The sequence below is a fragment of the Moorena sp. SIO3B2 genome (assembly GCF_010692525.1).
Lineage (GTDB): Bacteria > Cyanobacteriota > Cyanobacteriia > Cyanobacteriales > Coleofasciculaceae > Moorena > Moorena producens.
Map to the genome: position 1 here is coordinate 2,116 of NZ_JAAHHE010000166.1, position 12,250 is coordinate 14,365.

Consider the following 12,250-nt stretch of genomic DNA (forward strand, 5'->3'; position numbering starts at 1 on the left):
ATGGAGTAGGAACGCTTCACTGGTTTGCCATCAATCTCCAAATCGAGAGTGACAAACTGACCTGGCTTGTAGCTGAACAGTATTGGTGGTTCGGCAACGAAGCGAAATGTTTTCACATCATCGGTCTCATTAATGACCTGTACACAGCGGACAGTAATCTCACCCTTAGTCCACTGCTTGATTCCAGGGCTATTACCATCTACCAGGTTGGCTTCCTGGTTAGAGCCATAGAGCTGTAGGTCTTTGACCAACAACACAAATTCACCGATGCGGATGATATCATCTTCCTTCAGGAGCCAGTTTTGGTTAACATCTACCTCCTCATTATTGATCCGAGAGCCATCGGTGCTACCGAGGTCAGTAAAGAAACACTGTCCCCTTATGCATAGGATTCTGCCGTGTACACGACTGACGACAGGACTATCCAAGACTAGGTCACAGCTCGGATGGCGGCCAATCAGATACTCACCTTGAATTCCAGTTGCTGGTTTCAGGGTTTTTTCCTGTAACTCGTTGGTTTGGTAGTTGATGATTGTAGTCGTCAGCATGTTTTGTGTCACTCCACATTACCGAACTAATGGGTCAATTGCGTCAATTGCTGAAATTATGAAGGGATTGTCCATCTATGATGCGGAAATTCCCCAGGCATCTATACCCTTCGGGTTAGTGCCTGGGGAATTTCCGCCAACAAATAAATTGTTCGCGCAGCGTGGCCTACGGCCAGCGATAGCGAATCAACATTAATTAATCTCGTATTCATAGCCGTCAGCTTTAAAAATTGTTTGCAGATATTTAGGGTGAACATCAATCTTTTTCGGTTGTGTTTGAAGTACAAAACTCGGACGATGACGAATAGCAATCCTACCTGTATAATTTCCAGCATATTTTCCTTTTGGAATGTTAGCTTTAACTATGTCACCTGTCTGGAATCCCTGAAAGAATTTGGCTTTAGGTGCATGAGCTTTTGGAAAACCGTATTTATTAGGGCGACATCTCTGACGAACCCCATGACCTTTTGCTTTAATTAGTAATGGTTTGATACCTTTAATTAACAATTTTTCAGGGGTAGATTTACCAACACAAGCAGCATCTGTCCAGTGAGTCTTTTCAATGCCTCTAGTTTGACGATTGAACTTAGTCAAACCACCAGAACCAGTTTCAACAGATAGCCCAGTCAACTTTAATCTTCTGAACAATTCCCATCTAGTTGCATTAACTGCTGCTGCGTCTTTAAGTGGTGCTTTTGCCTTGGCTAACACTCCCTTAAGGATGGCTGGTTTTTTCTTGAGGAATTTCTCAATAGGGTCACTACCTTTTTTATGGTTACAACAACGACAAGCTAGGGTTAAATTGCTGACTCGATTACTACCTCCTCTTGACTTGGGGACAATATGTTCTACTTCCAAAGGCACATTTTCAGCACCACAGTACACACAATTCCTTCCCCATTTAGCTAATAAGTATTCTTTCACTTCAAATCCAAATAGCTCACCTCGTTGATACTCAATTCCTGATATTTCAGGATTTGGCATTTTTTGGGTATCAAAACGTACTAATTCTTGAGAAATTGCTGTTATGGGGCAAAGCTTTCTTAACCTTCTAACCCAGGTTTCAATATTAAAAACTCGACTCATCAATGATGGTGGTAGCCAACCTTCAGGTTTTTTACGGTTAAGAAACCGAGGCTTACGGTAACGGGTTTTACGATTCCGTCTTCCTCTTCTTAAAGCTCTACGAGATTCAAGGGAATTTTTAATCTGTAATCCCCGATGAGCAATTTCTAAAGCATTAGTTACCCGACCTGTTGATTCTTGAACAATAGCAATTCCCGTATTTTTATAACCTGGGTCTATTTTTAATCTGTGAGAATGAGTAACATAATTATCAATTTTTCTATCTGGCAAAATAATTGTGAATGGGTATCGTTTAAAAACTTTTGCTCTACCTTTTTTTAGTAGTTCTCTAGCTTTTGCCGGGTGACAAGGGTCTAAAGGTTTTTTATTTTTATCTAATACAAAAACTCTCATTACTTTGAAATCTCCACTATGTGGGTAAAGTTTGCATCGACGGTGTTAAGACTCGGTACTTTATGAGTAACACTGGCTTTCCCGAATAACCTGTTTAATTACTCATTTCTAGAGCTTGGAGCTGGCACGCACCCCAAGGTAGGAACTTTAACTCTTGGTCTTAACGGCTGCTAATTTGATTAGCCATCTGGTCAACAGGCTCTTTCAAGCCCACACTGTACCGTTAGGTCAGTGTGCGGTAGTTGACTGTGAGTTCACAATTCATCTCAACTTGTCTTCATCGGTAGTACCCTCGGCCTGAGCCACAAGTAAGTGTTTTATAAGTGTTTTACCAGTGGCCATATAGTTATCAGCCTTTTTTTTTCTTTTTATGAAAAATGCTCTCTTTTTACGGTATATCCTCCTCGTCTCACCCTGTTGAATGTACTATCTGGGATCACCTTGGACTAGTCCTGATCACCTGATTGATTGTCATCTTTGCGGTCTTTTAGCAGCTTGGTGCGCTTATCAGAACGATTCTGCTTGCGAGATTCCCTGAGTATAGTGCGTTGGTTAGAAGTACTAGTTTTCTGGCGCTCTTTGATGGTGCTCAGTACTTTATAAGGGTCCCGTCCATAGTGGGGATACAATATTGGTAAGTTTTCTTGCTCCTTACCAAGTTCTTCTAAAACCTGATAATGTTGCTGATCGTTGATACCCAGTTCATCCCGGATCTGCTGGAGAACCTCGAGACTACTAGCGGAATTCACATGTCCAGCTTGGATGGCTTCTCTTAGCACCCCTTTGTATACCCCCAAGCGGTATTGTTGGTTAGCACCCGGTAGGGTTTTAGCCAGGATGTGTAATTCCTCAGGTTTGAGATCATCCACGGAACGACCTTCCAGAAATTCCGAGAAGTCCAGGGGTAGCTTCTTGAGTTGACGGCGCAACTTGTCTGCCAAACTCTCCTGGGTATATTGGTGGGAACTACGACCCCAAGTTTGATAAAGCCATAAGCTGCTGACTAGAATCACTACACTCTGAAACAGGAATTGCACTAGAACAGGGAACCGATTAATTTCGGGACGACCCCCGTAGATGAAGAAGAAGTTAAACGCAATAAAGGTACAAATGGAAAAGACTCGGTGCAATACTTGCTCGTGAGTGATAGATTGGTTTTTTCGCCACAGAGCAGCTTTGTATGTCTTCTCTAGCTTGGTACAAATTAGACAACTGAGCGCCACGAAGACAACGAAGGTAAGAGGAGTTGCCACCAGTTTAGGAATCGCAATCGGGTGATTCATGATGTAAAACCCTGGCTTGAAAAGCGCACCTAACTGATTCTCTTCATGGGTCCAAGCCCCAGACAGGTAATAATCGAAGTTTCCTGCATACAACCAGTAGTAGACGAAATAGCCAATTACCATGCCTAAATAACCGTATTGGACTAATTTCCGACCAGGCTTAGTCAGTTGTTGCCAGTAGGCTTTTTCGGAATCGATATCCATACAAGGGGACTTACAACTGATACAGGCACTTTTTTCTTGACCTGTGGTCTTGTCTAGGGTGCGGCACATGGACTGGGTAATGGTTTTTGGCGGTGCGTTGTGAGCTTCAGTGCCAAGCAATCCCCGTGGTCCAGTAAATACCATCTGAACCATGCCAAATGGACAGACATAATGACACCAACTTCTGCCACCATAGAGGAATACCATCATCATGGCGGATACGATAGTCAAGCTCAGAAACAAACCCAGAACCAAGCGGTCAGAGTTAACAAATAGAATCCGGCAGTTCAACCCGATAAAGAAAATGGCAAACTGCACATATAAATGGTTACGAACTAGCCAGGGATTTTTGCTGATATCCCCCTGTGGCTGCAACCCCAAAGCTCTGGGAATTTGGGACAGAAAGTAAAGTGGGCAAATGCGTCGCCAAGTCTCATGACCAAACACCAAGACAATCATGATGGCGCTAGGCACGATCATGCCCCAAAACATTCGCGCTCCCAGGGCATAGGGTTTCTCATCTAGGCATACTCCCTGGACTTGAACACATGGGTCTCGGGTGAGTATGGGATCTCGAAATAGGCTGAATAGATTATCAGGATCAGTTAAATTGTGTGAGATCGGGTCATAAAACAACGAGACAATTAATATTAGCCAACTAATCGCTAGCACCCAACGGACTCGGTGCCAACTTTGTTCTGGTACCTTTGACAGCATCACTTTAACCCCCTTTTGCTCCATTATGAGAAACAACTTCAGCCATTGACAGTACCCGTTTGGATAATTCCTAACAGCTAGCACCGAAACTAAATCCTGATGATGAGAATTACCCATGCCTGGGCATGATCTGTTCCATAAAACCAACCAGCTTTAGGTCAAGCCTCTTAAGCTTGGGTTTGTGGGCAACCTAACTAACACCATTGGTTTGTGTCACCAGTTACTTATCTGGTTGAGTCCACACCTTTTATGCAGTTTCCAAATTTTTATAGCACTAAGCATTAAGAGGACATTGATACAAGCTTAAAAGCTGTTGTATTCAACTTTTGCATGGATGCATGCCTCTTGCCTTGGGCGTAGCGCCATAACATCATGAGCTTACAAAAAAAATGCATATGGTTCTAATCTGACAGTTGGGTAGACATCGCCCTACTTGCTGTCAGAAACAGAATTTGTTGGAGCTGGTCGAAAGCACTATTAGCTCTACCTGATGTGGTTGGGTAAGCTAGGCTTTGGCCAGTTTTGAATAGGCTTACAGGTTATGGAGAGCTTTTTAAACAGCTCTGGGTGCTCTCTCTCTTGTCTCAATCATCAGTACCAACTGCTCCCATTCGACAGCGGTTTAGGGGAAATTACCTCTCGTCAACATAGGTGTAACTAGGTTTAACCAGTAGGGGTCACTAAACTAGGCATTAATCACCACTGAGGCGGTTGGCCAGTTGGGACAGCTTGGTTAACCCCTCAATTGAGGTTATAGATGGATCTCAACAGCTCCCAGGAGTTAATCCACAAACTAACCGAATCTTGACAGCGAATCATCATATGCACCCTTCTCATGATTTGAATAAAGGATTTGTAGGTTTGTTTAGCTTCACAGATAGTTTACCAAAGCAATTCACCAACTTTACTAAAAATTTGCATAAATTTATTTCAAGCCCTGGTAAAGCTAAACCAAGGTCGCTTTAAATACTTGGCAGTAAGGGATTCAGGAGTCTGATCCCCTTTCAGGGTAAACGCATCTTATTTTGAAATGCCTACTGGATATGAGATTAATAAGATAAGTATTTATGCTTATTAATTTTGAAATCTCTTCTGAGTAAGGCTTTTAGAATTTAGATGCGTTTGCCCTGGATCCCCTTTTCCCGATTAATTGTAGCTGTTGATACCAATATTAGCTTAGGGATAACAATAATCTATAATTTATTTTATAGGCATACTAAGCTTTGATATCTTGAAGCGAATATCTTGAAGCCATGAGTTGCTCGTCCTACCCATTAATCGTAGCTGTTGATACCAATAATTGAATTGAAAACTTAGTATCTAGCGATACTAGGTTTTCATGTCTTCAATCCATTTTGACGTTTATTTTGAGAATAATAGCATTTTTGGCGTTGCTCAACTTAACGATTAATTATTGAAAGCATTAGCATCTTGGCTCCCTAAATCGACCCATGCTGTGGGGTGTCCAAGACTTCACTACATCGCTTTTCCCATCAATCCTAGTTTCGCACATCCAATAAAAATGCTATAGTAACTTTCATTACATTAGGGGAATCAAAATAATGAGCGCCAGAATGGGCGCTTTTTGGGTTTAAGGGTATCGGTCTTGTCCTGATTAACTGGCGTCTGATCAGCCTCTACACCTAATTGTGGAGATTTGGACTGTGGGGATTTTCGATTAGGAATTTCTTTACCCAACTTCCAGTCATTGTCAGCCTGCAATAAAACATAGGTAGCCACATTTTCAATCTCCTGCTCAGTTAGCTTTTTCTGGAAGGAGGGCATAGCGTTTTTCCCATTGGTTACCTGGGTTTTAATTTTTTCCAGGTCATACATCTTATATCGTTTCAGGACAGCTTTCTTCAAGGTTTTATTGGCCATAATCACGTTATTGCCACCGATATGACAAGCAGCACAATTCTGACTAAAAACCTGAGCTCCCTGAGCGGCATCACCAGCGAGGGCTGGACGTTCTAGAGCAAATGTAAACCATACCGTAGCAGTCAACAGGATTGATAGCAGCTTCTTCAAGGGTATTCTCCTTCTGATCAAAACAGATAGCAGGCTACAGAGTGGCCTATAATTATTCCTCAGAATGACTGTAAACCTTAGAAGAACTGCTGTCAAACCTAAGAACCAAGACTATCAATGAAGGAAGCAGACCGACTACATATGAATCGGGATAGCCTGACTGATCAAAATGTCATAAACTGTAAATAACCTCTAGCACCCAAATTAACCTAAATAAAATTAAACCAAAATTAACCAGTAATCTATGAGTCCTCTGCCCCATCATCGCCCTAAACAACTCTCCCTAGGTCCATTGGAACGAGAAATCTTGGAGATTATCTGGGCATTAGGTTGCGCTACTGTCAAAGATGTCCATGAACAGATTTTGGCTGACCCAGATCGGGAATTAGCTTATGCTTCAGTGACCACAGTGCTACGCCGCTTGACCCAGAAAGGTTGGCTCAGTTGTGATAAACGACAGCGTACCTTTTTATGGAGACCCTTAGTGTCTCGGCAAGAAGCCCAGGTACTCGCAGCCCATGACCAGCTCAATCGCTTTTTAGCCGTAGGCAATCCGGATGTAGTTGCTGCCTTTGCCGATAGCTTAGATGCAGCCAGTGTGGAACAAATTTCTGCGATCGCACAACGACTGCAAGCAGCACGTCAAAGGCGGAAGGAGGAAAAATAATGCATGTGGTGATGATTATAGCAGCATTAGGGCTGGCTTGCTGGCACAGGCACACAAGCTACCAACTTCCTGGGAGTTTGCCCAGGCGCTGGCAACAGGTACTAGTGCAATTTCTTGCTCCACCCCTACTTCTCCTAACCACTGCTTTGGCTGTCCTATCCATGGGGCCAAAGGGACAAATGATCGGGTTACGCACCGACTGGCTCAGCTACTGCCTAGCCCTAGGATTTCTGGGTTGGGCAGTAGTGTTGTGGCTAAAGTCAGCAAAGCTTGGTTGGCAGTCTTTGCAACAAGTTCGTTCCTTACCCCAAATTTGCTTAATAAATGGGCAATGGCAAAATGGGCAATGGGAAAGGGTTGAAAACTGTCCTGGCTTAACTCCAACCCCTGAATCCCTAGCTAGTCAGGGTCAATTGGCTCGTCTTTTAGACACTCCCATACCCTTTATTGCTCAGATTGGCTTTTGGCAACCCGAACTTGTGGTCAGTCAGGGACTCCTAGAAACTCTTTCATCGGAACATCTAGAGGCTGTGATCACCCATGAGCAAGCTCACCACCATTACCGAGATACCTTCTGGTTTTTCTGGCTAGGATGGATTCATCGAATTACCGCTTGGTTACCAAATACAGAGTCATTGTGGCAAGAACTATTGAATCTACGAGAAATCCGTGCTGACCATTGGGCCGCTAAACGGGTCGATGCCCTATTGTTGGCAGAATCACTGTTGACTATGGTTAGCAGTCCCATGATAACTACGGAAAATTTCTGTGCTCCCTTTAGTAGACCTGTGCCTCCCAGTCGCTTCCAAGAGAGAATCGATGCACTCTTGACAGAGCCAGAGTCTGCCACTGGTACTAGCTCCTGGAATTACTCCTGGAATTGGAGTTGGTTGCTATACGTATTATTACCCCTATTGGTTGTACCGTTTCACCAATAAACTTAAGGGCAACAGGCATTACCACAGGCATTAGGCCACAGGGAAAGGGGAAAAAAATATTTTTTTTGGTCTTGACGTCGCGACATAGTGATGTAACTATATAAATATATCGCGACAAAAGGAACGAACACACAAAACACGATAGTAAAACACTTAAATAAACCCCGTAAGTGTAGTAACTACCTAAGTGTATTAACCAGTGTATTAACCCATTGTCATGATATCACGATATACCAATAGAAGTATATCGTGACAAAATGTGCCAAACTTATAAGAGGACAATCACATGTTGCTCTCTCTGGAGCTAGAGGACAAGGACATTGGTTCACAAAAAGACAGATCCCCGGTATGCATTACTGCGAGGACATATTCCCAAACATCTACTAAAGCGCTTCCGCAACTACTGTGTCGAACACGAACTTGACTACAGTGAAGGACTAGAAGATGCGCTGACTAAATTTTTTCAGTACCTAGACAGCAGCCAACAATTAGCAGTTCCAGCACAAACTCCTACCATTGCTGATCTGATTCATGGCTGGAACTTGGAAGAACTATCACGATTAAGTGAAGTTAGCGTTGAAAACCTCCAAGCCATCTTGGAAGGAAACCGACCCACAGATGATGATCTGATTGGTTTGGGTGTAGTGCTATGCAAGAACAATGATGAACCTTGGACAACCGATGAGTTAGTGGAGATTCGCGATCGCTGTTTCTACGGTTTTCCAAAATTGTCGAGCAACAGCGAGTCGCCAAGGATTCAATAACCGTGATCGGACTAACAGCTGCCAATGGTGATTGCTATCAGAGGGGATTTTTTACAGAAATTATCGGTTTTTGAAGCGATTTTTGGCTAAAATCAATCCTGCCAGTTACTGTACTATGGAAGCCGTCGGTTACTTAGATCAACAACCATAGATCAACAAGCAGAGGTGAGCCATAGTACTTAGCCATAGTACTTAGCCATAGTACTTAGCCATAGTCTCCGTTGGTCCGGTTTAACTTGCTTAACAGCAACACTCACTACTCAGCGTGTCATTTTAGGTTTCAGTCTTCAACAATGGACAATTTCTTTTTCTCAGGGTGCCATCTATCAGTTACCACGGAAAGCTTCAATATTGAAGCACCATCACGCTTAGCGGCCTACGCTCTAAGGCGACATGCTAGTGAGCTGGCTGTCTCTGCTCAAAAACTCAGGCTTCAACGGGCTATTGTATCCTGGCCCGGATGCGAGCGACCTTACCAAATTCCCACCTCCATACTCAGGAGCGAGACAACTATGACCGGACCAATACCCCAAAATGGAACCTATTTGCTAGGAGCCAACTACCTTCGTGTTAATGATTTTATCAAAGAAAAGCGTGAAGAAGGTCTAATTGTAGTAATTACGTCAATGTGGAATGATGTTTGCTTACACACCAATGACCTACTTGCACCAGAGCGGGGTATTCTCCAACCCCATCAGTGGACTGGCTTTAATTATCGCTACTTGTGGCGTGATAGTCGGGATGACTATAACGAACTAATTGATCGATTGACTCGGGAGCGTTACATTCCCAAATTCCAGTACACGCTGAGGCGTCCCGATGGCGCATTAGGCCGCTATGAGACCGATTATTACCTGGTAGAGGACTATCTTAACGTACCAGTGCGCATTGGTGTCAGCGATGTCAATGCTTGGGAACTGATATCAGAACCGTTAGCAAGTTAGTTTCCATTTAGCTGTCCGGCAAAAGAAGCCCCACAACGAACATGCGCAGCATGAGTGTGGGATGAATTTTGCACAGAGTCTTTCGGGACAGGAAAACGAGCTATTAAACTTCTGATTAATTCAGATTGAGTCATTCCTCTTCGTTCTGCTTCCTGTAAGAACTGCCTTTTTTCAAAATCGGTAAGTCTGATAATCAACTTCTTGTCTTTCATTATGGGTTGTCGCATGTGTACAGGCATGTGATCATCATAGTAGGTCGATCAAACAGGAAGCAAGGGATGAAACTAGCGTATCAATACCGATTAAAACCAACAAAATAACAAGTAGCTAAAATTGATAACTGGTTGTCAATGCTTTGTGCCCAGTACAACTATTTGTTGGCGGATAGATTTGCCTGGTATGAACAGAATCGCTGTTCCATTAATGCTTGTCCTCTTGTTTGTCATCTCCCTGATTTAAGAAATAATCCAGACTACTACAGCCAAGTGCGATTCGTTGACTAGAAACTTCAAACCAATTAAAGGTCAGAAGGAGGATTAGTCGCTAGGTCAGGAAACTGACTCTGATAACTTGATAACCATGATGGTGAAACTCCATCCCTCGCGAAATCCGAGTGACAGCCTTACCCGGATTTATGAACATAACAAACTCATAGATTAATGCAAGGGTCGAACAGTGAAGCATCCTTAACCTGAACAGATGTTAGTAACAGGCAGGGACTCATGGGTACGCAAGAAAGATACATCCGAGTTAAATAGGTGTAGCGAAATAAGGTTTGATACGCTACAAACAAATAGTTAAAGGAAAACAAATGGATTATGTAGTTTTGGCTCTACATAATGATTTCCCTAATTCCCGGTGAATAGTATCGCCCTAAAAGTCCGAAAAAATGGTTATCAGGAACGAAGTAACTCCTATATATACTCTCAGAAAGGTCGAATATTCTGAGTAGGTAGTTAGCCGTAAGTTATATGGGAGCAAGATTGAATCAAAAGCTAATACCTGGAGTAACATCCAGGATACGCCGACAGATTCACGTCTATAGGAAAAGATATAGTTGTAAGTAGTAATGAATATGTCTAAAACCCAGGGAAACCAGACGGTGGAATGGAATAGGGTAAATTGGCGTAAGCTAGAAAAAGTCTTATTTAAGTTACAAAAACGAATATATCGAGCCTCACAACGTGGTGACGTCCGTGTGGTAAGAAAGCTACAAAAGACCCTAATGAAATCCTGGACAGCCAAAATGATTGCGGTCAGGCGGGTTACCCAGGAAAACAAAGGTAAGAAAACTGCCGGAATAGACGGGAAAGAAGCCTTAACCCATAGGCAACGACTCGCCCTGGTAGTTAACCTAAAAATCCATAAGAAGGCAAAACCAACAAGAAGGGTTTGGATACCAAAACCTGGAAAAACGGAAAAGCGACCTTTAGGAATCCCGACCATATATGACCGTGCTTTACAGGCACTTGCTAAACAGGCATTAGAACCTGAATGGGAAGCAAAATTTGAACCCAACTCTTATGGGTTCAGACCAGGACGCTCATGTCACGATGCTATTGAAGCAATATTCAAAGCCATTGCCCAAAAACAAAAATGGGTTCTAGATGCAGATATTGCCAAATGCTTTGACAAAATCAACCATGAAACGCTACTAACAAAATTAAATACATATCCATCCTTAAGACGTCTAATAAAGTCCTGGCTCAAAGCCGGAGTGATGGACAATGGAACATTCTCACCTACAAAAGAGGGCACTCCTCAGGGTGGAGTTATATCTCCACTCCTGGCAAATATAGCCCTCCACGGAATGGAAGAGCACATCAAACAATATGCAGAAACATTAAAAATAAAAGGGAGGGCTAAAACACAAAAGAGAAAGGCAATGAGTTTGATAAGATATGCTGACGACTTCGTAATCATACACGAAGACCAAACCACAGTAGAAGAATGTCAAAAAATTATTAGCACATGGTTGAAGGATATAGGGCTGGAATTAAAACCAAGTAAAACAAAAATAGCCCACACAACGGACGGATTTGACTTCCTAGGATTCAATATACGTCAATACAATGTAGGTAAAAATCAGTCAAAACAAGGTTTTAAGACCATCATAAAACCATCCAAAGAAAGCATCCAAAGACATTATAGGCAGCTCTCAGACAAAATAGACCGTCATAGAGCCGCCTCCCAAGAGGCACTAATAAAATGCCTTAAACCTATTATACTCGGATGGTGCAACTACAATAAAACAGTATGTAGCAAAGAAACATTCGAGAAAATAGGATACATGTTATGGAATAAGCTTCAAAGATGGGGATACAGAAGGCATCCTAATAAATCTAAAAACTGGGTAACCAAGAAATATTGGGGAACCTTAGGAAAGGATAGATGGATGTTTATGACTAGTAAAGATAATTACTTACCTAGACATGCCAAGGTAGAAATTATCAGACACACAAAAGTCAAAGACACCAGAAGCCCTTATGATGGAGACCTAATCTATTGGAATACCAGAATGAGAAAGCATCCTGAGATGACCAATCAGGTGCGATTCGTTGGTTATAAACCTTGCCCCGTAAGGGTTTTGGGGGATTAACCGCTAGGACAAATTACTGAACCTAGACAACTTGGTAACCATGGTGGTGAAAATCCACCCCTCGTGAAATCCGAGT

At 42.7% G+C, this 12,250-nt stretch carries 9 protein-coding genes and 1 pseudogene; 6 read left to right on the top strand and 4 right to left on the bottom strand.

Going from position 1 to position 12,250, the window contains the following annotated elements; genetic code table 11:
• The 4 genes from F6K38_RS25460 to petJ all read right to left on the bottom strand — a co-directional run.
• Nucleotides 1-548, bottom strand: a 548-nt coding sequence (locus F6K38_RS25460) for an FHA domain-containing protein (RefSeq protein ID WP_287357890.1), incomplete at its 3' end; no start/stop codon positions are given.
• A 192-nt stretch (nt 549-740) separates the two neighbouring features.
• Nucleotides 741-2,027: an RNA-guided endonuclease IscB gene (iscB, locus tag F6K38_RS25465; RefSeq protein ID WP_287357893.1), complete on the bottom strand. Its 1,287-nt coding sequence runs from the start codon at nt 2,025-2,027 to the stop codon at nt 741-743.
• A gap of 446 nt (nt 2,028-2,473) precedes the next feature.
• Nucleotides 2,474-4,231 carry a 4Fe-4S binding protein gene (locus tag F6K38_RS25470; protein ID WP_165691848.1) on the bottom strand — a complete coding sequence of 586 codons (1,758 nt, stop codon included), beginning with the start codon at nt 4,229-4,231 and terminating at the stop codon, nt 2,474-2,476.
• A gap of 1,554 nt (nt 4,232-5,785) precedes the next feature.
• Nucleotides 5,786-6,262, bottom strand: coding sequence for a cytochrome c6 PetJ (gene petJ / locus F6K38_RS25475; RefSeq protein ID WP_008190952.1), 477 nt, complete (start codon nt 6,260-6,262; stop codon nt 5,786-5,788).
• A 244-nt stretch (nt 6,263-6,506) separates the two neighbouring features.
• Here petJ and F6K38_RS25480 point away from each other — a divergent pair, with 244 nt between their 5' ends.
• The 6 genes and pseudogenes from F6K38_RS25480 to ltrA all read left to right on the top strand — a co-directional run bounded on the left by F6K38_RS25480 (nt 6,507) and on the right by ltrA (nt 12,174).
• Nucleotides 6,507-6,929: a BlaI/MecI/CopY family transcriptional regulator gene (locus tag F6K38_RS25480; RefSeq protein ID WP_008190954.1), complete on the top strand. Its 423-nt coding sequence runs from the start codon at nt 6,507-6,509 to the stop codon at nt 6,927-6,929.
• A complete protein-coding gene (locus F6K38_RS25485; RefSeq protein ID WP_008190958.1) occupies nt 6,929-7,867 on the top strand; it encodes a M56 family metallopeptidase in 939 nt (312 codons plus the stop codon). The genes F6K38_RS25480 and F6K38_RS25485 overlap by 1 nt, the downstream gene beginning before the upstream one ends.
• 320 nt (nt 7,868-8,187) lie before the next feature.
• Nucleotides 8,188-8,631, top strand: a complete 444-nt coding sequence (locus F6K38_RS25490) for a hypothetical protein (protein WP_008190960.1) — start codon at nt 8,188-8,190, stop codon at nt 8,629-8,631.
• 293 nt (nt 8,632-8,924) lie between these two features.
• Nucleotides 8,925-9,575: a hypothetical protein gene (locus F6K38_RS25495; protein WP_008190963.1), complete on the top strand. Its 651-nt coding sequence runs from the start codon at nt 8,925-8,927 to the stop codon at nt 9,573-9,575.
• A 332-nt stretch (nt 9,576-9,907) separates the two neighbouring features.
• Nucleotides 9,908-10,060 (top strand): annotated as a pseudogene (locus F6K38_RS25500) (RNA-guided endonuclease TnpB family protein); the annotation flags it as partial.
• Nucleotides 10,061-10,644: 584 nt separating this feature from the next.
• On the top strand, nt 10,645-12,174 hold the full coding sequence (ltrA, locus tag F6K38_RS25505; protein WP_008190968.1) for a group II intron reverse transcriptase/maturase: 1,530 nt from the start codon (nt 10,645-10,647) through the stop codon (nt 12,172-12,174).
• Nucleotides 12,175-12,250 lie beyond the last annotated feature (76 nt).

Bases quoted from the DNA above. Each gene is read 5' to 3' on its own strand.
- iscB (WP_287357893.1), bottom strand. From the start codon at position 2,027: ATGAGAGTTTTTGTATTAGATAAAAATAAAAAACCTTTAGACCCTTGT.
- F6K38_RS25470 (WP_165691848.1), bottom strand. From the start codon at position 4,231: ATGCTGTCAAAGGTACCAGAACAAAGTTGGCACCGAGTCCGTTGGGTG.
- F6K38_RS25480 (WP_008190954.1), top strand. From the start codon at position 6,507: ATGAGTCCTCTGCCCCATCATCGCCCTAAACAACTCTCCCTAGGTCCA.
- F6K38_RS25485 (WP_008190958.1), top strand. From the start codon at position 6,929: ATGCATGTGGTGATGATTATAGCAGCATTAGGGCTGGCTTGCTGGCAC.
- F6K38_RS25495 (WP_008190963.1), top strand. From the start codon at position 8,925: ATGGACAATTTCTTTTTCTCAGGGTGCCATCTATCAGTTACCACGGAA.
- ltrA (WP_008190968.1), top strand. From the start codon at position 10,645: ATGAATATGTCTAAAACCCAGGGAAACCAGACGGTGGAATGGAATAGG.